The sequence below is a fragment of the Polaribacter litoreus genome, assembly GCF_054584775.1.
This window is the reverse complement of record NZ_JBTLRD010000001.1, coordinates 295723-317128: the sequence shown is the minus strand read 5'-3', so window position 1 is coordinate 317128 and position 21406 is coordinate 295723. Positions and strand designations below refer to the sequence as shown.

Below are 21406 nucleotides of genomic sequence, written 5' to 3'. Positions count from 1 at the left end.
CACAACTTATGTTATGTATAAATGTTTTGACTATTTAACTAGCACAACAACTTAATTTGGAAACATCTTTTCCAAATGTAATTGCTGCTAATTTGATTCCTTCTCCTAATGTTAAATACGGATAAAAACTTTGAGCTAAATCTTTAATGGTTATTCCGAATTTAATAGCCATACTTAATTGCTGAATGAGTTCTCCTCCTTCTGAGGCGATTATCCTAGCTCCTATTAATTTATCCGTTTCAGTATTACGAATCAATTTAATAAACCCTCTGGTGTCTTGTGCTGCTAATGCACGTGGAACATGAATTAAATCTAGTTTACTTACTTCAAAAGGAATACCTGCCTTTTCAGCTTCCAACTCATCCATACCTGCTCCTGCAATTTGAGGGTCTGTAAATACTACCCAAGGCAATGACGAATAATCGACACTACTTTTCAATAATGTAAAAGCATTGTTTATTGCAGTATTCCCTTCTGTTGCTGCGGTATAAACAAATGGTGGTGTATTAGTTGCATCACCTGCTGCGTAAATATTGGAAATATTAGTTTCCATTTTTTCATTCACTAAAACATGTCCTTTTTCACTTAATTTTAAGTCAATATTATTAAGTCCTAGTTTAGAGGTATTTGGTTTTGTTCCAGTAGCTACAACAATATGCCCTTTTTCAATAATTTGAGTTGTAGAACCATCAGGGCAATTACAATGTATAATTGTATGATTCCCTTTTTTTTCGAATTTAAAGGCTCTAAAATTTGGTAAAATCTCAATACCTTCACTTTTCAGTTGCTCTGCCAAAACATCTGTAATATCAATGGTTTGACTACGCAATGGTCTATCTGTAAATTCTATGATTCGCACCTTTACACCTAATCGGCTATAAGCTTGTGCTATTTCTAAACCAATATAACCAGCACCCATAATGGTCAGACTCTCTGGTTTTTCTTCTAAATCGAATAAAGAAACATTCGTTAAATAACCAACATCATTTAATCCTTCTATTCTTGGAATATTGGTAGTAGCACCTGTCGCGATTACAATATTAGTCGCTGTATATCTTTTACCTCCGTCAACAATAATGCTATTTCTATTTACAAATTCAGCCCATCCTTGAAGCATCGTTAGGTTTTCAAAATCACTTACAACATCTAAATATTTTTGTTGTTGTAATGCGGAAACTAATTCTTTTTTATCTTTTATAATTTGTTTAAAATCAATATCGACTCCTTTTGGCTTAACACCTTTGAAGTTTGAATGAGTAGCATGATATGCAGTTTCTGCTGCTCTAATTAAGTTTTTAGAGGGAACACAGCCTACGTTAACGCAAGTGCCTCCAAAATCTAGCCCACCATTCACCATTAGCGTATTAAGCCCTAAACCTTCAGCTTTAATTGCTGCTGAAAATGCTGCCGAACCACCGCCTATAACAATTAAATCAAATTGATGCTTTTCATTGCTAGATTCTTTTTGAATTATGGTGTCCGAATTTGAAGAGCAACAGTCTTCTTTTTCAAGATTATTTGTTACAGAATAATTACCAATGTTATTCACGGCATTGATTAATTCTTCTTTTTCAATCTTGTCGGTATCTATTGTGAAATCTCCTTTACCTGTTATATGATTAACAGAACTATCTACAATCCCAACAGTTTTCTTTATGTCCTTTTCAATATGTGAAGAACAACCGTTACAGGTCATTCCTGTTATGGAAAGTTCTATTGTTTTATTACTCATCTTTCAATTTATTGGTAACAGTATAACCCGTTGCATTTATGGCTTTCTCTATATCTTCTTTGGATGTTTTTGTACTGTCATACTTAATTTCTGCATTTTCTTTTTCATATGAAGCAGCTACATTAACAATTCCATCTAATTCATTTACGGCGTGTTTAACGTGATCTTCACATGAAACACAAGTCATTCCTTTTACATCAACTTTTAAAGTCTGAATATTAGATTGGTTTACTACTATGACTTCTTTTTTATTATCAGGATAAAAAATATGAGCATAATAAGGGAAAGCAATTGAAACTGCTGCAAACAATGTAATACCAATTAAAAAACCTTTGGTTTGAAACCATTTTGGTTTTGCATCAACTTCACAACCACAATCATCAGCGTTTTTTGGTTTTAAATAATTATACCAGGCATAGCCAATTGCGACTATAGCTAAACCAATTAAATAAGGTCTAAAAGGTTCCATCCAAGATAGGACAGACGCACTTCCTCCAACGCCAGCAATTAATGCTATAACAGGAGGTATGCAACAAGATGATGCTGCTACAGCAGCAAATAAACCTGTGTATGCTGCATTTTTTGATGTTTTTTCTGTTTTCATTTCTTTATAAATTAAGCTGTTTTTCTAATTAATTCTATAGACTCAAAAATGCTACTAAATATCTCTGTTTCATCTCTATTTAATGAATAGTAAAGTGTTTGACCATCTCGTCTTGAAGAGATAATTCCAGCGTCCTTAATTTTACGAATGTGTTGAGAGATTGCAGGCACACTCATTTTTAGAATATCTGCCAAATCACAAGGACATAGTTCATTTTCAGTATTTAAGAGAAAAAGAATTTTCAACCTTACATCGTTCCCAGCAATTGACAAAAGTTTTGTCATTTTTTGAAAACTTCCTTCCATTTTATCCAATGTCTCCATACAGTTTTGTAACTGCTTATGGTTGGCTTCCGCCCTTGTACAGGTTATTTCTAATTTCATAAGACATGTTTTATAGGTGCAAATATATAGTTAATTACGTATTTAAGCAAATACTTAAATATATAATTACGAATTTTGGAAAAATTTTAGCTCTTTCGGTTTTTAGAGCGTTGGATTTATGTGTTGGGAAAAACCGAAAGTGCTAAAATACGATACAACAGTAGTGCATTATTGTCCACTACATTTATCACAAATCCCTTTTACTACCAAGTTTACATTTTCTGAAACAAATCCATCAGGTACTTTAATTTGGGGAATCTTATGTTCTGTTAAACAAATGGTTTCATTACAGTTATTGCAATGAAAATGTAAATGTAAATCGGTTTCAATCTCACAATTGCATCCTTTTTCACATAATGCATATTTTGTAATTCCTGTACCATCATCAATTTGATGCACTATTGCTTTTTCTTCAAACGTTTTTATAGTTCTATAAAGCGTTGTTCTTTCTGCTTTTTCAAAAGCATTTTCTATATCACTTAACGTTACAGCTACTTGTTTATTTGCAAGGAATTTATAAATTAATAGACGCATTGCTGTAACCCTTATCTTTTTTGATTCTAAAAGTTGTTCTATTGTTTTCATAGTTTAATGTTCGTGTTCTGCGTCTCCTTTTTTCATTTCAGCCATTAAATAATATGCATTGTTGTATGCAAATTTTGTGGATTTGTCTAATTTTCGAGTAAATTGAACAGCTAGCCAATTACCATCTTTAGCTCCTAAAATTACTTCAACAGGCTTAAAACTCCAATCATCATTTTCTTTTTTTACTGAAAAAACATAAAATTTATCACCTTCTTTTATGACAGCACTTTCTGGTAATGCCCTTGATGCTGTATTGTCGACTTGAATTTTACCTTTTATATACATACCTGGAATTAAATTTCCTTTTTTGTTTTCAATTTCTGCGTGAACGTGAACAGCTTTAGGATTATCTTCAAATGTTTTACTTACTGAATAAATTTCTGCTGTTAGTTCTTTATCTTGTATTGATTGCACATTAAAGGTTACTTTTTGACCTTTCTTTACTTTATAAACATCTTTTTCGAATACCATTAAATCTGCGTGAACGTGATGTGTGTTTACAATTTCAAAAAGTTCGGTTTGTGGTTCTACATACTGACCTGTTTTCACTTCAACCTTTTGAACATAACCTTCTATTGGGCTTCGTAATGAAATACTTTGAGCAATTGTACCATTTTTAACTAATGAGGTGTTTATGTTTAATAGTTTTAATTGTGCTTCTAAGCCGTTTGCCATCGCTTTTGAGGCATCATATTCAGCTTCTGCTTTTTGAAAATTTGCACCAGAGCCAACTCCTGCATTATATAATTTTTGTTGACGCTCAAAGTTCTTCTTTAAAAAATTACTATTGCTAAAAGCATTCAAATAATCGGTTTGCATTTGAATAATATTTGGATGTGAAAGATATGCCACAACTTGACCTTTATTCACTTTGTCTCCTTCAATCACTTTTATGGATAACACATTTGCACCAACTACAGAAGTTATTGCTGCTTCACTTTGTGGTGGTACTTCCAATGTGCCATTTGCTTCTACATAACCACTCATATTACGCAATGCAATGGTGTCTATCTTCATTTTTAAAGCTTCAAACTGTTGTTGTGAAAGCATCACTTCTTCGCCTTCGCTATGGTCATCGTTTTCTTCAATCTTTTGTTCTTCGTTATGGGAATGACCATCACCTTCCTTATGGCTTTCTTTATTTCCGCAAGCAACAACTAAAAATGAAACTGTTAGTAGTGCTAAAATTATATATTGTGTGTTTTTCATTGTCTTATTGATTAAAATATTGTAGTTGAAATGTGCTTTCTAAATAATTTATTAATGCTTCTTGTGCTTCTATTTCAGATTGAATAGCTTCTTTTATGAGTAGTGTAAACCTCGTGTAATCTATCTCTCCTTCTTTATAAGCAAATAAAGCTCCCAATTTTTGTTCTTTTACAAGAGGTAACACCTCCATTTTATAGAAGAACCAAGCTTTTTTCCATTTTTGATAATTCTCTTTTGATTGTTTAAACTTCGATTGTACTTCTTGTTTTTTAAACTGAATGTTGGTGTCAGCAATTTCCTTATCTATTCTTGCAGTTTTAACTTTTGCTTTATTTGTACCTGATAAAAAAGGAATTGAAATACCTGCTTGATATGTGTAAAAACCTGAATTTCCATTTACTTTTTGTAAACCACCTTGTAGGTTTAGTTTTGGTAAATTATCTGCTTTTGCTGCCTTATAATTTGCTTCTGCTTCTGCAAATTGTGATTGTGCCAAAGCATACAAAGGATGTTTTTCTGGGTTAAAAGCGTCAACATCTATTTCAGGTGATATTTCAAAATTATTAGGAACGGTATAGAAAGTATTAGTAACTAGCCATAAATTTAGTTGTTGTAATGCAATCCTAAATTCTCTTTTTGATTGCATCAACTTGTTTTTAATCTTTAGTACTTGAGTTTTAGCTGCAGAGTATTCTAATTTAGAAATAGCTTCTACTTCATAATTTAATGCTACTGCTTTTTCAAAAGTTGAAAAAATAGAATCTAACTCTTTGAATAAATGATAATTCCTTTTACTTTGTAGTGCATTTGCCCACGCTTTTTTTACTTCCAATTCTAAATCTAATTCTGAAAGAATAAATGCTTTTTGAGCTAATTGAATGCGTTGTTTTTGCAAATGTTTTTTTACAGAAATACCAAACACATCAATGTTGTTTTGACCAATACCTATAGTTGTATAAATGCCATTCCCATTATTAACTTCTTCACCTCCTGTAAAAATTTGAGTAGTACCAAAATCGTAAGCTGTATTTTTAAGCTGCTCTTGTTTGTTGATTTCTAATTGCTTTTGTTTCAATAAAGGGTAGTTTTCTTTGGCTAAATTCACAGCTTCTTGCATCGAAATAACTGGCAACGTATCATTGATATCTTGTGCGTTTCCTTTTGTAGGTAACAAAAAGAGAAAAACTACCATAGCTGTTGCTGCAATCATTTTTTTGTTAGCTCTCAATTTGAATGATTTGTTTTCTACCCAATGATATAAAATTGGTAAAACGAATAATGTTAACAGTGTAGAAGTTAGTAAACCACCAATTACAACCGTTGCTAAAGGTCGTTGCACTTCTGCACCAGCTGATGCTGAAATTGCCATCGGTAAAAAACCTAAAACATCTGTAAAAGCAGTTAACATAATTGGTCTAATTCTTCGTTTTGTGCCTTCTATAATTCTATCTTTTAAATTGGTTACACCTTCTTCTTTTAGTTCATTTAAACCACTAATCATAACCAATCCGTTTAAAACTGCAACACCAAATAACACAATAAAACCTACACCTGCAGAAATACTAAAAGGCATATCTCTTAACCATAATGCAAAAACACCTCCAATAGTTGCCATTGGTATTGCGATATAAATCATTAAAGTTTGAGGTAATGATTTTAAGGCAAAATAAATAAGTACAAAAATTAATAATAATGCAATTGGTACCACTGTTAGTAAACGATTACTTGCGCGTTCTAAATTCTCAAAAGCACCACCATAACGTATAAAATAACCTGTTGGTAATTCTAATTGGGCATCTAACTTTGATTTTATTTCCATTACTAATGATTTTACGTCACGTCCTCTAACATTTATTCCAACATAGGTTCTCCTATTTGTATTATCTCTACTTATTTGCATTGGGCCAGCTTTATAACTTACATCTGCAATTTCACGAAGAGGAATTTGATTTCCAGAAGGTAAATTGATGTATAAATTTTGAACATCAGAAATATTTTTACGATTGGTAGCATTTAATCTTACTACTAAATCAAATCTTTTTTCTCCTTCAAAAATGATACCTGCAGTACCACCAGCAAAAGCAGATTGTACCAATTGATTCATTTTATTTATTTGAAGGCCATATTGAGCTAATTTATTTCTATTATACGCTATTGTAATTTGTGGTAAGCCAGTTGTAGCTTCGGCTTTCATATCTCCAATACCTTCTGTACCTGCAATAATTTTAGATATTTCTTCTGCTTTTTGAGATAATACATTTATATCTTCACCATAAATCTTTATAGCTATATCTTCTCTAACACCTTCTAATAATTCATTAAAACGCATTTCAATTGGTTGGGTAAATTCGTAATTTACACCAGGAATTATTTCAACAGCTTCTTTCATTTGCTCAATGAGTTCTTTTTTAGAATTAACTGAAGTCCATTCCCTTTTTGGTTTTAAAATCACAAAAATATCTGCAATATCCATAGGCATAGGATCTGTAGGTATTTCTGCAACACCAATTCGACTTACAATTTTTTCAACTTCTGGAAACTTTGTTTTAACAATTTGCTCAATCTTTGTTGTCGTTTCAATAGTTTCAGTTAATGAACTACCAGGTTTTAAAATAGCGTGAAAAGCAATATCGCCTTCATCAAGTTGAGGTATGAACTCGCCCCCCATTCTTGTAAACATAAAAACAGTAATTCCAAATAAAATAACAGAAACACCAATTATTAGTTTTCCCTTTTTTAATGCTTTTTCTAATATAGGTTGGTATTTATGTTCAACCCAATGCACAAATTTATCTCCATAAGATTTTTTTTCTGATTTTGGAGCTCTTAAAATTAATGCGGACATCATTGGTACATAAGTCAAACACAGCACCATTGCACCAATCATTGCAAAAATGAAAGTCAATGCCATAGGTTTAAACATTTTCCCTTCAATACCCTCTAATGCCAATATTGGCAGAAATACGATTAGAATAATAAGCTGACCAAAAAAGGCAGCATTCATCATTTTTTTTGAAGCATCTGCTGCAACGCCATCACGTTCTTTGGATGTTAATTTCCTTTTCTTTAATATTTTTGATGCAATGAGAAAAACGGTGCTTTCTACAATAATTACTGCGCCATCTACAATAATACCAAAATCAATTGCACCTAAACTCATTAGATTCGCCCAAACATCAAATCCATTCATCAATATAAAAGCAAATAATAATGATAGCGGAATGGTTGATGCAACGATTAAGCCACCACGCCAGTTTCCTAATAAGAAAATAAGGACAAAAATGACTATCAATGCACCTTCAATAAGGTTTGTTGCTACAGTTGATGTTGTTTCAGCTATTAGCTTACTTCGGTCTAATAAAGGTTCAATTATCACACCTTCTGGCAAAGATTTTTCAATTTGAGCCATTCTAACTTTAACATTTTCTATTACATCATTTGAATTAGCGCCTTTAAGCATCATTACCAAACCACCTACAACTTCTCCTTCGCCATCTTGTGTTAATGCACCATAACGAATAGCAGCACCAAATTGTACTTTGGCAATATCGCCAATAGTAATAGGAATATTATTAGTGTTTTTTACAACAATTTTTTTTATATCATTTAAACTACGAGCTAATCCTTCTCCACGAATGAAATTAGCTTGATGATTTTTTTCGATATACGCACCACCAGTATTTTGGTTGTTATTTTCCAGTGCTTCAAAAACGTCGGTAATGGTTAGTCCAATCGCACGTAATTCGTTAGGGTCAACAGCGACTTCATATTGTTTTATTTTACCTCCAATTGCATTTACTTCTACAACACCTTCTACCATCGCCATTTGACGTTGTACAATCCAATCTTGCATCGTACGTAAATCAGTTACAGAATATTTATCTTTAAATTCAGGTTTTACTTTTAATGTATATTGATATATTTCGCCTAAACCTGATGAAATTGGACCCATAGAGGGTTCACCAAAACCAGCAGGTATTTGTTCTTTGATGTCGTTCAATTTTTCAGCAACTAATTGACGAGGTAAATATGTCCCCATATCATCGTTAAAAACAATAGTAACTACAGACAAACCAAAACGAGATACAGAACGAATTTCTTGAACATTAGGTAGGTTACTCATAGCAATCTCTACAGGATAAGTAATAATTTGCTCAATATCTTCTGTACCTAAATTTGGTGCTTGAGTAATGACCTGTACTTGGTTATTTGTAATATCTGGAACTGCATCTATTGGTACTTGGGTCATACTCCAAATACCTGCTCCGATAATGGTTAGCGTTAGCAAACCAATTATAAATTTGTTATTGATTGAAAAATCAATGATTTTATTAATCATAGAAAATGTGTTAATTCAGTTAGACTTCTCGACTTAATTCTGATATAAAATATAGAACTACACGAAACTGTTAGAGCTTTTTAAGTTCTAAATTGGATATAATTATCCTTTGAAAAACTGAATTAAGCCCTTGGTGGCTGTAAAATTGAAGTAGTAAAGTCTTTTTCTGTACCATTTTGGTAGAAAAAGTCTTGGGTAGAAATGTAGTATGAGATAATATTTACATCTATAAATTTGAAATCTATTGTATTAATATGACAACATTGACAAATACAAAAAGGAGAGCATAAGTCTAAATCTTGATGTTGATGATCACTGTTTGTTGCTTGTAAATTTTCTGTTTTAACCTCATTATCAAGCGCAGCATAATCTTCGCAAGGTGCTAAATTAAGAGCTAAAATATAAAGCGATAATATGAAGGTTAAATATTTCATTATAGCAAAGATATAAATAAATTAATGCAATGGTTGTGCAAATAATAAAGCTTAACTAATAGTTTTGGAAGAAGTGCTTTTTTATAAAAAAAAATACACTTCTTCCCTAAACAGTTTTATTGGTTCATTTCCATAGAATGATCATATTTACAACAACCAGGTAGCCCCTCATAAGCATCTAAATCTCCATTCACTTTTTCAGTATCATAACCAGAAGCTGCAATTGCTTTATGAATTGACATTACATCTGTTTTTCCTTCATCAAAGGATACTTTTATTAGCTTTTTATCTTTATCCCAATTTGCATTTGCTATACCCTCAACACTATTTGCTGCTTTTTCAATTGTTCTTTTACACATTCCACAGTTACCTCTAACACCAAAAGAAATATCTTTCATTGCCATTTCTTTAGACATTGTAGTAGTTGCTGAATTTGATTCTTTTTTGGCTTCGTTTTTACAACTAGTAAACACTATTGCTATAATAACTACCATACTTAAAATTACTTTCTTCATTGTTTTAAAATTTAATTATTGATTGACTTTATTACTCTAATATTTGTTTTACTTCTCCACAGCTTAACATTGCCTGACCATAATAAGGATTTGTTATTTTTTGCTGTTTGCTTAACCAATATGCCCCTTTATTGTTATTTGCCATTGGGCAAAAATCTACAAAGACTTTTTTATTAATACCAAATAGTTTAATTGCATTGATTAGATGTGAAGAAAGGTGTTTAAAATGGTCTCTTTGAACTTTGATATCTGAACTCTTTGAAATTGAATTGGCTGACACTTTTATTTCTTTTTCTATAGTCATCCAATGATTATGCGCATTCTTATCTGTTAATTGTTTCATATCAACTTGAGATATATTTTCTAATATTATTTTTGATGTTAACATTGCATTATTAGCATCCTCATTAACCAATTCATCTTTTAATTTTATGTAACTATTAAATACATTTTCTAGCTGATTTTGAAAATTTATTGAAACTTTAATACGCTCATTCATTTTAGAGTGGTCTATTTTATTTGTTTTCTTAGTTTCCATTCCTAGATGCCCTTCGTGACCTGTCATTACTTTACCACCCACTTTATTCATCATAGATTTCTTACCTTGTAATTGCGCTGCTGCATCAATAGTGAAAACACCATTTGTTACAATTTCATCACCATTACTTAAGCCCTCTAAAACTTCATAACTATCACCTAATTTTTTTCCTAACGTAATTTCACGCATTTCAAAAACTGGCTTAGTTGTATTTTGTTTTATATAAACAACAGATCTTTTTCCTGTCCATAAAACAGCAGAAGAAGGTATACTTACAGTATTATTTTTGTTACCTGTTCTATTTTTGATTTTAGCTTCAACAAACATTCCTGGTTTAAACTTATTATGCTTATTATTTAAAACAACTCTTAATGTTACTATTCTTGTTTCTGTATTTAAAATTGGGTCTATAAAATCTACTTTCCCTTTAAACTCTTCATTAGCATAAGCATTTGTTGATACCATAACTTCTTGCCCTTTTTTAAAGTTGTCTATTTGATTTTCATACACATCAAAATTACCCCAAACTGTACTTAGTTTTGAAATCTTTAAAAGTGGTTGCCCTTGTTTTATATAATCACCTTGCTCTACTAATTTTGCTGAAACTGTACCAGAAACTGTTGCATACACAGGAAAGTTCTCTATTACTTTACCTGAAGCTTCAATTTGGGTTATTTGCATATCATTTAATTTCCAAAGTTTTAATTTACTTTTTACAGCTTTATATAGAGTAGGTTGTGATTCTTTTAAATTAGCTGCAGTAATTAGTTCTTGTTGAGCGGCATATAACTCTGGAGAATAGATAGTTGCCAAAAGTTGTCCTTTATTAATTTTTTCACCAGTAAAACTGACATTTAATTTCTCTATCCTTCCAGAGAAATAACTAACTTGAACTGCATTTGATTCTTCATTTTCTACAATTTTACCTGACAGTTTTATAAAATTGTCTTGCTGATTGCCTTTGTCTACTATTGAAGTTTGAATGTTTGCCAGTGCCATTGCATTATTTGATAACATAAATTGATCTGCCAATAAACCATCTAAATTACTTGCAGCTGGAATTAAATCCATACCACAAATTGGGCAATCTCCAGGTTCTGATTTCATAATTTGAGGATGCATAGAACACGTCCATTTTTGGTTTGTATTTGTTGTTTCATTATGATTGTGTTGAGGTTCTTGAGTTGATGAATTACCAAAAAGTATCCACCCTAATACTAGACCAATAGCTAATATTCCGATATAAATTGCGTATTTTTTCATTTCTAAATTGATTGTTTTTTTAATTTTTTTCTAATTGTAGGGGATGAGGTAAACCATAATAAAAACCCACTTAAAACTGTGATTAATCCTAAAAGTGAAAAGGCTCTTAAAACGATAGTATTAAAATTATCTCTACCTTCATAATCCATTGTGTGGGTCATCCATAAGAAATCAAACCATCTCCAACTTTGATGTCTAACAGTTTGAAATTTTCCATCTTTTATGGATACATAGGCTTTTATGTTCTCATCATTTGCGTAGGTAATTACATAAGCAGGTAGTAGTTTTTCTCTGTATTCGTGATGTTTACCTGTTTTATCAATTAAATTGATGTCAACTACTTCTAAACCCTTTTTCATATAGTTTTTAGCTACATAAAGAGCTTCTTCTTTAGTGATTGCAGCCTTTAAACTACCATCAATAGCATTGTATAATTGTTCTTTGTTAATCCAATAAAATGGGGAATTATTAATGTCTCTTAGCTCTATAGAATAAATACCATTTTTAATTTTTAAATCTGATGGACTAATGAGGTTGTTAAATGCCTGTGGTTGATATTTTAAATTTTTGAATTGATCTCCGTGAATTTCATCAATATCTGTCCAACTAAAATATAAACCACTAATTGTCCAAAATAAAAACTGAATTCCTAAAAACAAACCTAAATAACGATGTATCTTTCTAATTTTTAATGCTGCTTGTCTGTTTACCATTGTTATAATTTAATATTTCTTAACCTTAAAGAGTTTACAATTACAGAAACTGAACTAAAACTCATAGCTGCTGCTGCAATCATTGGAGATAGTAAAATTCCGAAAAATGGAAATAATAAACCTGCAGCTACTGGAACACCCAGAATGTTGTAAATAAAAGCAAAAAACAAATTTTGTTTGATGTTTTTCATTACTCCTTTTCCTAGATTTATTGCTTTGACAATACCGAGTAAATCTCCTTTAACTAATGTTACTTCACTACTTTCTATGGCCACATCTGTACCTGTTCCCATTGCAATACCTATATTAGCTTGTGCTAATGCAGGAGCGTCATTAATGCCATCTCCAGCCATTGCAACTATTTTTCCTTGAGATTGTAATTTTTTTATGACATTTAATTTATCTTCGGGCAAGCATTCTGCTTGAAAACTAGCTAAGTTTAATTGGTCTGCAACATATTTTGCTGTTCGCTTATTATCGCCAGTTAACATAATTACCTCTATGCCTTGTTTTTGTAATTCACTTATCGCTTGTTTACTGGTAGCTTTTATTGCATCAGTTATGGTAACATAACCTACCACAATTTGATTAATAGCAATGTAAGAAACTGTTTTACCTTGTTCTTGTTCTGTAATAATTTTAGTGTCAAATTCAGAAGTAATTTTTGCTTTTACTAGCTCCATTAATTTTTTATTACCAAGCGCAATTTTCTTATTTCTAACCGTACCAATAACACCTTTGCCCATAACAGCTTCAAAATCTTTTGATTCTAGAAGTTTTATATTTTTTGATTTTGCAAAATTTACAATAGCTTCAGCCAAAGGGTGTTCACTGTATTGGTTTAAGGAAGCAATACCTTGTAATAAGTTTTCATCAAATGTGCCAGCTGTATTTATTACTTTTTCTACAGATGGTTTACCTTCTGTTATTGTTCCTGTTTTATCAGTGATTAGTACATCTACTTTATTTAAGTTTTCTAAAGCTTCAGCATTTTTGATTAAAACACCATTTTGAGCACCTTTACCAACACCTACCATTACTGACATAGGTGTTGCCAAACCTAATGCACAAGGACACGCAATAATTAATACAGCAATAGAATTTACAAAAGCAAATACCATTGCTGGTTCTGGTCCATAATAACGCCAAACAATGAAAGTAATAACTGCTACTACAATAACAATAGGTACAAAATATTTAGATATTTTATCTGCTAATTTTTGGATAGGAGCTCTTGAACGACTTGCATTGTTAACCATATGAATAATTTGAGAAAGTAAGGTTTCTGAACCTACTTTCTCTGCAATCATAACAAAAGATTTTGTACCGTTAATTGTACCAGAACTTACAGCATCATCTATTTTTTTATCCACAGGAATAGGCTCTCCAGTTATCATAGATTCATCTATATTACTATGACCTTCTGTAATTTTTCCATCAACAGGAATTTTATCTCCTGGTTTAACACGAAGTAAATCTCCTTTTTTAATATTATGAATTGAAATAATCTCGTCACCTGATTCTGTAACTAAAGTTGCTTCTGTTGGTGCTAATTTTAATAGTTCTTTAATTGCACCATTTGTTTGACTATGTGCTTTCGCTTCTAACAATTGACCTAATAAAACAAGTGTAAGAATTACTGTTGTCGCTTCAAAATAGACGAATACTGTACCACTTTCCGTTTTAAATTGATCTGGAAATACATCTGGAAAAAACATTGCGACTAAACTGAATAACCAAGCAACCCCTGTACCTATACCAATTAGTGTGAACATATTAAGATTCCAAGTTTTTATACTTTTATAGGCACGTTCGAAAAACATCCAACAAGTATAAAATACTACAGGTAGGGATAGAATTAACTGTATCCAATTCCAAGTAGATTGAGAAAGCATTTTTGTTATTGGGTTTCCTGGAATTAAATCTGCCATTGCAATTATGAAAATAGGCACAGTAAATAGTACAGAAATTTTCATTTTTTTAAGCAAATTTTGGTAGGTTTTATCTTCTTCCTTTTCTGAAGGTTCAATTGCGACTAAATCCATTCCACAAATAGGACAGTTTCCTTGTTTATCCTTTATAATTTCAGGATGCATAGGACACGTATATTTAGTTGTTACTTGTAGTTTTGGTTGTTCTACTAAATCCATTCCACAAACAGGGCAACCTACTTGAGAATTATATGTTTTATCATCTTCACAATGCATTGGACAATAAAAAATACCATTACCTTCTTCAATAATTTTTACTTCTTTATGCTTTTTATGACCAGGCATTTCAATTGTATAATGTAACCCAGCATTCAATAAAGTTTCTTGTAATTTTTCTAAAGAAATATGTGAAGACATTTCTATAGCAACTGTTTTTTCTTTTAAAAATGCTTCTACTTTTGTAATCTCCTTTAGTTTACTTAAAGCATTTTCTACATTGGTTTTACAACCATTGCAAGTCATTCCTTGTATGTTATATGTATGTTTCATCTTTTATTTTTTAAAGACTATCAATTATTTTATTTATAAAATCAGTAATATTCTCTTTCTCATTCTTAGTTAATTTTGCATCACTATGAATTAAGGTATAAGAAGACAAAGGCATTTTGTTATCTCTTATTTGACTCATAATTGATTTTAATTTACTTTTCTTTCTTCTATTTGAATATTCTGTCCATTTACTAAAATCTAATTCTTTTTTTCCTTCTTGTATGTGACTTTCTAAAAACAAAGCTATAGGCTGAACTTTATTATACCAAGGATAATTAGTATTGTTACTATGACAATCATAACAGGATTTTTGTAATATTCTGCTAATATTTTTAGGAGTATTGTTTACCAACAAAAAATCAGTTTTTGGAATATTTTTACTTTGGTTGAGCGTTGTGGGAATAAATTGTATTCCCACAAAAGCAACCAGTAAAACCAATGTTATGATTTTTACAATTTTCATTTAATTTATTTGCTTTTTTACACTACCACATTTAAGCATTCTTGCACCATAATATGGATTCTTTATGTCCTTGATTTCACTCAACCAATAACCTCCATTGTTGTTGTTAGCCATTGGACAGAAGTCTTTGTAAAGTGTTTTTTCTGTGCCTAATAATGCTACTAAATCAATAATATCTGTACTTAGAGAAAGAAAATGTTCTCTTTGATGCTTTATATCACTTTTTACAATATGTTCTGCGTGTTCCTTGGCACTTTCCATTATTTCCATATATTCTTTGTGATTTTCAGTTGATAATTTTGCCATATCAAAAACTGAAAATGCTTCCACTAGTGCAGTTCCTCCTTTTGCAGCGTTTTCTTTATTGTCAGAAGCTAAACCATTTTTAATTTCTATATAAGCCTCAATAATTAATGCAGTTGTGATGTTCTTTTGATTATTTACCTCAATTGTTCTTACTTCTTTTTTAATTGATTTTTTATGATGACCATCTGTGTTATTATGTTTCATCATAGAATGAGCTTCACCTTTCATTTCTGTTTGATGCTTCTTGTGATTTTTACTTTCTTTTTTACTGTCTTTGCAAGAAATTGCAATTGATAAGATTAATATTGCTACTATAATTCCTGTATTTAATTTTAAGTTTTTCATTTTTATTGTTTTAAATAATTAATAATTGTTGATTGTATGTAATACTTTCTAATAGACTCTACTTGATTTAGTTGAAACTTTAATTGCAATTCCTGAATGTCTAAAACATCATTGAAATCTATTTTTCCTGTTTCGTAGCTCTTCATTAGAATGTCCTGAGCATTTTTTGCTTGTTTTAAATTTTTAGATTGTGTTTTGTAACTAATACGAGCTGAAACTCTATCATTAACAGCTTTATCTAAACGAGTTATAAGTTTATTAAGACGTTCTTGCTTTTGTGATAATATCTCTTCCTGTTGTAATAGATTTTGTTTTGTTTTCGATTTGTATTTGTTGTTGAATATTGGAATTGATATAGACACCATTGGCATTATAATATCCTTACCATTGTCGCCAAAATCTAAATTTGGGCGTTTTTCTACATTTATATAATCTAATCCAAAACCAATCATTGGACTGCTCTCTTTTTGGTTTAACAATTCAGATTGTTCTACAGAATAATAAAGCTTATCGAATTTTAATAACTCTGGATGTAACTCCAAAACTTTCGAATTATCCTCAAAAGATTCTGAAGGAATTGTTAACTCATTAATAACAGTAACTTTTACTGCTTTCTCACGATTTAAGAGTTTGTTAAAAACAGTCTGTTCTGCAATAAATTGTTGAATCAAAACATCTAGTAATTGCTGCAATTCGTTTTGACGCATTTGTAATCTTAAAACATCAACTACAGAAGCATTACCAACTTCAACCGATGTTAAAGCTAATGTTTCGTAGGTTTTTAATAATTCTATATTTTCTATCAATACTTTTTGTTTCGCTTTGTTAGCATACAAATTGTAATACGATTGTGATACAGAAGTCATTAATTTGCGCTTTGCAATTACAATATCTTCATACTTTGCTTTGGCTAATGAACCTACATAATTCTCACGAGCAGCAATCGTGTTAAACCAAGGTATCATTTGCTTTGCAGATACCTTAAAGCGTTGAGCACCTGTTCTTGTTTCTGGTTCACTCACAAAATAACCTACACCAAATTCAGTATTCGGAATTGTATTCACCTCATTTATTTTTTCTGTAGCAATTTTATACCTCAATTCAAATTTTTGAATTTCTGGATTATTGGCCAATGCTATTTCTATAAGGCTTTCTAACTGTTGTGCTTTTACAGACACAGAAACAAATAGAACGAATATTAAAATTTTTATATGTTTCATTTTGCTGATTTTTTAAGTTGAATTTCAGCTTTCCAGCTGTATAGTACAGGAACAACAAATAAGGTAATTAGCGCAATTAACATTCCTCCAAAACTTGGAATGGCCATTGGAATCATAATATCACTTCCACGACCTGTTGAGGTTAAAACTGGTAATAATGCTAAAATTGTTGTAGCTGTTGTCATCAAACAAGGTCTGATTCTTTTTTCTCCAGCCTCTACAATAGATGCTCTAATTTCTTTTTTGTTTTTTGGTGTATTTCTATCGAAAATTTGAGTTAGATATGTTGCCATTACAACACCATCATCTGTAGCAATACCAAACAGCGCTATAAAACCTACCCAAACCGCTACACTTAAGTTAATTGGGTGCATTTGGAATAGTTCTCGTAGATTTTCACCAAAAAAATTAAAGTTTAAGAACCAACCTTGACCATATAGCCATATCATTATAAAACCACCTGCAAAAGCAACTGCAATACCTGTAAAAACCATTAAAGATGTACCTACTGAACGAAACTGGAAATATAAAATCAGAAATATAATTGCTAACGCAAGAGGAACAACTACAGACAATGTTTTTTCTGCTCTTAATTGATTTTCATAGGTTCCTGTGAATTTGTAATTAATACCTTTTGGTACAATTAGCTCACCATTATCTATTTTTTCTTGAATTAGTGCTTGTGCATTTTCTACTACGTTTACCTCTGCAAAACCATCTAACTTGTCAAATAAAACATAACCAACCAAAAAAGTATCTTCACTTTTAATAACTTGTGGACCTTGTTCATATCTAATATTAGCGACTTCACTTAATGGAATAGAGCTTCCTTTTGCAATTGGTATGTAAATTTGTTTTAAATCTTCTGGATTGCCACGTAATTCTCTAGGATATCGAACACGTATACCATAACGTTCTCTACCTTCAACAGTTTGGGTTAATACCATACCACCAACTGCTACTTTAAGAACGTTTTGGACTTCTTCTATAGTAATACCATAACGTGCTATTTTCTTTCTATCTATATCAATCAATAAATAAGGTTTACCAACAATACGATCTGCAAAAACTGCTTCTTGTTTCACACCTTCAGCTTGCTTTAAAATATCTTCCAATTGAATACCAAAATCTTCAATTTGTTTTAAATCTTGCCCTTTTACTTTTATCCCCATTGGTGCACGCATACCAGTTTGTAACATTACCAAACGTGTTTCAATAGGTTGTAATTTTGGAGCAGAGGTAACACCAGGTAATTTTGTTACTCTAACAATTTCTTTCCAAATGTCATCAGGTGATTCAATTTTTGGACGCCAGTTTCTATAAAATTCTCCATCATTATCTTCAATTAATTGAGAACTTTTAATATTACTGAAAGTAGTATTCTCAGAATTGTTAGGGTTTGCTATGAATTGACCATTTTTTAAAGCAAACAAGCCCTCATCATTTACTTTATATCTCTGTCTTTTTCCATTTTCATTCAATGCGTATTCTGATTTGTATTGAATAACGTTTTCATACATTGATAATGGAGCAGGGTCTAAAGCAGATTCTGTTCTACCCGATTTACCAACAACGTTTTTTATTTCTGGAATAGTTGCAACAGCCATATCTAATTGTTGCAATACTCTTTTATTCTCCTCAACACCAGAATGAGGCATTGAAGTTGGCATTAAAAGAAATGAACCTTCATTTAATGATGGCATAAATTCTTTACCAGTATTTTTCATAATGAAAACACCTGCAATTACAATAGCAGTAGGAACAGATAAGAATAATAATTTATGATCTAAACACCACTTTAAAATACGAGTATAAAATTTTATGAATAATGAGAAAACACCTAGTAAACCAAAACAAATAATACTTACAAAAATGAGGTTCCAAAAGATACTTTTATCAACTCCTAATGGTCTCCAATATTCTGCCAATAGAATTACAATTGCTGAAACAGAAATAATGATGTTTGCAAGGTTAGTATTCTTCTCATTTATTTTTTCTTGAAGTTTTAATACTCCAGTAACTCCAAAACCTATTAAAATTATACCTAACCAATATCCATAGAATAGAGCCGCAAAACCAACAATTATTAAGGTGGAATTTACAACATAATTGAAACTCTTTTTTATAGTTTTCTTTCTGAATAAAAATGCTGCAAAAGGTGGAATTAAAAATAAGGCAACAATTATTGAAGCCGTTAAAGCAAAGGTTTTTGTAAATGCTAATGGTCGGAAAAGTTTTCCTTCTGCACCAATCATTGTAAAAACAGGTATAAAGCTGATAATGGTTGTCATTACTGCAGTAATTATTGCGCCTGATACCTCTGCTGTTGCCTTGTATACTACAGAATTGATTGGAAGCTTATCATTATTTTCATCTAGATGACGAATAATATTTTCTGAAAGAATAACACCAACATCAACCATAGTACCAATAGCAATAGCAATACCTGAAAGGGCTACAATATTTGCATCCACATTAAAAAGTTTCATTGCAATAAATACCATTAACACAGCAACAGGAAGTAAACCCGAAATTAGAATTGAAGCTCGAAGATTAAAAACCATAATCATAATAACCAAAATTGTGATTAGAATTTCTAATGTTAAAGCTTCGTTCAACGTTCCTAAGGTTTCTTGGATAAGTTCTGTTCTATCATAAAATGGAACAATAGTTACTTGTGAGGTTCTACCATCTGCTAAAACCTTGGAGGGTAAACCTGCACTTAATTCGTTAATTTTTTCTTTAACGTTATTAATAACTTCCATAGGATTTGCTCCATACCTTGCTACTACAACAGCACCAACAACCTCAGCACCTTCCTTGTCTAATAATCCTCTCCGAGTTGCTGGACCTAAAGAAACTTTTCCTATATCTTTAATTTTTATAGCTGTAAAGTTTTCTGAAGTTACTACTGCATTTTCAATATCTGAGATTGATTTGACATAGCCTAAACCACGAACTAAATATTCAGCTTGATTGATTTCTAAAGTTTGAGCACCTATATCCTTATTACTTTGTTTTACAGCTTTTACCACTTGACTTAAAGTAATATTATACTGTCTCATTAATTCTGGATTGACATCCACTTGATACTCCTTTACATACCCACCAATAGAAGCTACTTCAGAAACTCCACTTGCAGATGATAAAGCATATTTTACATAGTAGTCTTGAATACTACGTAACTCTTGTAAATCCCAACCACCAGTAACATTTCCTTTTTCATCACGACCCTCCAAGGTGTACCAAAATATTTGACCTAAACCTGTTGCATCTGGACCCAAAGCAGGGTTTACACCTTCGGGTAATAATCCGCTAGGTAATGAATTTAGTTTTTCTAGAATTCGACTTCGACTCCAGTAAAACTCAATATCTTCTTCAAAAATGATATAGATACTAGAGAATCCAAACATAGAAGAGCTACGTATTGTTTTTACTCCTGGAATACCCAATAAAGAAGTTGTTAAGGGATAGGTAATTTGGTCTTCAATATCTTGAGGTGAACGACCATCCCATTTGGTAAATACTATTTGTTGATTTTCGCCAATATCGGGAATTGCATCAACAGCAACAGGATCACTTGGTAAAATTCCGGTCTCCCAATTAAAAGGCGCATTTACAGTTCCCCATCCTATAAATAGGAAAAGTAATAGAACTGCTACTAGTTTATTTTCTATTAAAAATTTTATACTTTTATTTATCATTTTTTGATAATTAAACAATTAGACTATGGTGTTTAAAAAAAACACCGAATACAGCAAATTATCCTTATAACTATGCAGTTATAGGATAAAACGGTCTATTGTTTAAAAATCAAATTAAATAACTCTCGTCAATCTTGTAGATTTGATTCGTGACGATGGGTGGGACGTATTCTTGAAAAGAAGATACATTTTTATCTAAACCTTCAAATAGATTTACATAAGAATAAATGAATGAAGCAATAAATACTTTTTGCTCAAAAGAAATTTTATCAAATTGAATTTGAACTTCATCTTGTCCATCAATTAAAATTTGTTCATCATTGCAACAGTTTTCTTTTATTACAGAACAACCCTCAACAGTAGAATCAAGGTCCATTTCCATACCACAGGTTTCAGCTTTGTTAAAAACTGCTGTATCAATAAGAGTATCACCACAATAATGTTTTGTGATTGCAAATGAAGTTGTAGAAAATAAAACTACAAACGACATTAAAACAGCTAATATTTTATGAGAAAACTCTTTCATTCGTACTGCAAAGGTACAATAATGAAATAAAAAAGATTAAATTTTAT

General features: G+C 31.2%; 16 protein-coding genes. All 16 read right to left on the bottom strand.

The window, feature by feature from the left end; translation table 11 throughout:
* Window positions 1-34: 34 nt before the first annotated feature.
* Window positions 35-1732, bottom strand: a complete 1698-nt coding sequence (merA, locus tag ACW9UN_RS01055) for a mercury(II) reductase (RefSeq protein ID WP_340934731.1) — start codon at window positions 1730-1732, stop codon at window positions 35-37.
* Window positions 1725-2336, bottom strand: coding sequence for a mercuric transport protein MerTP (gene merTP, locus ACW9UN_RS01050; protein WP_459483132.1), 612 nt, complete (start codon window positions 2334-2336; stop codon window positions 1725-1727). The genes merA and merTP overlap by 8 nt, the downstream gene beginning before the upstream one ends.
* 11 nt (window positions 2337-2347) lie before the next feature.
* Window positions 2348-2719 carry an ArsR/SmtB family transcription factor gene (locus ACW9UN_RS01045; protein ID WP_340934726.1) on the bottom strand — a complete coding sequence of 124 codons (372 nt, stop codon included), beginning with the start codon at window positions 2717-2719 and terminating at the stop codon, window positions 2348-2350.
* Between the two features lie 168 nt (window positions 2720-2887).
* Window positions 2888-3304 carry a Fur family transcriptional regulator gene (locus ACW9UN_RS01040; RefSeq protein WP_340934724.1) on the bottom strand — a complete coding sequence of 139 codons (417 nt, stop codon included), beginning with the start codon at window positions 3302-3304 and terminating at the stop codon, window positions 2888-2890.
* A gap of 3 nt (window positions 3305-3307) precedes the next feature.
* Window positions 3308-4513, bottom strand: coding sequence for an efflux RND transporter periplasmic adaptor subunit (locus ACW9UN_RS01035; protein ID WP_459483131.1), 1206 nt, complete (start codon window positions 4511-4513; stop codon window positions 3308-3310).
* Between the two features lie 4 nt (window positions 4514-4517).
* Window positions 4518-8852: a CusA/CzcA family heavy metal efflux RND transporter gene (locus ACW9UN_RS01030; RefSeq protein WP_459483130.1), complete on the bottom strand. Its 4335-nt coding sequence runs from the start codon at window positions 8850-8852 to the stop codon at window positions 4518-4520.
* A gap of 122 nt (window positions 8853-8974) precedes the next feature.
* Window positions 8975-9286, bottom strand: coding sequence for a DUF6660 family protein (locus tag ACW9UN_RS01025; RefSeq protein WP_070236307.1), 312 nt, complete (start codon window positions 9284-9286; stop codon window positions 8975-8977).
* 116 nt (window positions 9287-9402) lie between these two features.
* Entirely contained in the window at window positions 9403-9801 is a 399-nt protein-coding gene (locus ACW9UN_RS01020; RefSeq protein WP_088352998.1) for a heavy-metal-associated domain-containing protein, read from the bottom strand.
* Between the two features lie 31 nt (window positions 9802-9832).
* Complete coding sequence (locus tag ACW9UN_RS01015; protein WP_459483129.1) at window positions 9833-11602, bottom strand: efflux RND transporter periplasmic adaptor subunit; 1770 nt, start codon at window positions 11600-11602, stop codon at window positions 9833-9835.
* A gap of 2 nt (window positions 11603-11604) precedes the next feature.
* On the bottom strand, window positions 11605-12315 hold the full coding sequence (locus ACW9UN_RS01010) for a PepSY domain-containing protein (protein WP_459483128.1): 711 nt from the start codon (window positions 12313-12315) through the stop codon (window positions 11605-11607).
* 2 nt (window positions 12316-12317) lie between these two features.
* Window positions 12318-14795, bottom strand: a complete 2478-nt coding sequence (locus ACW9UN_RS01005; RefSeq protein WP_459483127.1) for a heavy metal translocating P-type ATPase — start codon at window positions 14793-14795, stop codon at window positions 12318-12320.
* 10 nt (window positions 14796-14805) lie between these two features.
* A complete protein-coding gene (locus ACW9UN_RS01000; protein ID WP_347173912.1) occupies window positions 14806-15258 on the bottom strand; it encodes a heme-binding domain-containing protein in 453 nt (150 codons plus the stop codon).
* A complete protein-coding gene (locus ACW9UN_RS00995) occupies window positions 15259-15909 on the bottom strand; it encodes a DUF3347 domain-containing protein (RefSeq protein WP_347173911.1) in 651 nt (216 codons plus the stop codon).
* A 2-nt stretch (window positions 15910-15911) separates the two neighbouring features.
* Window positions 15912-17129, bottom strand: coding sequence for a TolC family protein (locus ACW9UN_RS00990; RefSeq protein ID WP_347173910.1), 1218 nt, complete (start codon window positions 17127-17129; stop codon window positions 15912-15914).
* Entirely contained in the window at window positions 17126-20833 is a 3708-nt protein-coding gene (locus tag ACW9UN_RS00985) for an efflux RND transporter permease subunit (RefSeq protein WP_459483126.1), read from the bottom strand. The genes ACW9UN_RS00990 and ACW9UN_RS00985 overlap by 4 nt, the downstream gene beginning before the upstream one ends.
* A 109-nt stretch (window positions 20834-20942) precedes the next feature.
* Window positions 20943-21359, bottom strand: a complete 417-nt coding sequence (locus tag ACW9UN_RS00980; protein ID WP_347173908.1) for an HYC_CC_PP family protein — start codon at window positions 21357-21359, stop codon at window positions 20943-20945.
* Between the last annotated feature and the right edge of the window lie 47 nt (window positions 21360-21406).

Excerpts from the sequence above, each read along its gene's own strand:
- ACW9UN_RS01035 (WP_459483131.1), bottom strand. The coding sequence starts at position 4,513 with ATGAAAAACACACAATATATAATTTTAGCACTACTAACAGTTTCATTT.
- ACW9UN_RS00995 (WP_347173911.1), bottom strand. The coding sequence starts at position 15,909 with ATGAAAAACTTAAAATTAAATACAGGAATTATAGTAGCAATATTAATC.
- ACW9UN_RS01010 (WP_459483128.1), bottom strand. The coding sequence starts at position 12,315 with ATGGTAAACAGACAAGCAGCATTAAAAATTAGAAAGATACATCGTTAT.
- ACW9UN_RS01045 (WP_340934726.1), bottom strand. The coding sequence starts at position 2,719 with ATGAAATTAGAAATAACCTGTACAAGGGCGGAAGCCAACCATAAGCAG.
- merTP (WP_459483132.1), bottom strand. The coding sequence starts at position 2,336 with ATGAAAACAGAAAAAACATCAAAAAATGCAGCATACACAGGTTTATTT.
- ACW9UN_RS01025 (WP_070236307.1), bottom strand. The coding sequence starts at position 9,286 with ATGAAATATTTAACCTTCATATTATCGCTTTATATTTTAGCTCTTAAT.
- ACW9UN_RS01020 (WP_088352998.1), bottom strand. The coding sequence starts at position 9,801 with ATGAAGAAAGTAATTTTAAGTATGGTAGTTATTATAGCAATAGTGTTT.
- ACW9UN_RS01000 (WP_347173912.1), bottom strand. The coding sequence starts at position 15,258 with ATGAAAATTGTAAAAATCATAACATTGGTTTTACTGGTTGCTTTTGTG.
- ACW9UN_RS00985 (WP_459483126.1), bottom strand. The coding sequence starts at position 20,833 with ATGATAAATAAAAGTATAAAATTTTTAATAGAAAATAAACTAGTAGCA.
- ACW9UN_RS00980 (WP_347173908.1), bottom strand. The coding sequence starts at position 21,359 with ATGAAAGAGTTTTCTCATAAAATATTAGCTGTTTTAATGTCGTTTGTA.
- ACW9UN_RS01030 (WP_459483130.1), bottom strand. The coding sequence starts at position 8,852 with ATGATTAATAAAATCATTGATTTTTCAATCAATAACAAATTTATAATT.
- ACW9UN_RS01040 (WP_340934724.1), bottom strand. The coding sequence starts at position 3,304 with ATGAAAACAATAGAACAACTTTTAGAATCAAAAAAGATAAGGGTTACA.
- ACW9UN_RS00990 (WP_347173910.1), bottom strand. The coding sequence starts at position 17,129 with ATGAAACATATAAAAATTTTAATATTCGTTCTATTTGTTTCTGTGTCT.
- ACW9UN_RS01005 (WP_459483127.1), bottom strand. The coding sequence starts at position 14,795 with ATGAAACATACATATAACATACAAGGAATGACTTGCAATGGTTGTAAA.
- merA (WP_340934731.1), bottom strand. The coding sequence starts at position 1,732 with ATGAGTAATAAAACAATAGAACTTTCCATAACAGGAATGACCTGTAAC.
- ACW9UN_RS01015 (WP_459483129.1), bottom strand. The coding sequence starts at position 11,602 with ATGAAAAAATACGCAATTTATATCGGAATATTAGCTATTGGTCTAGTA.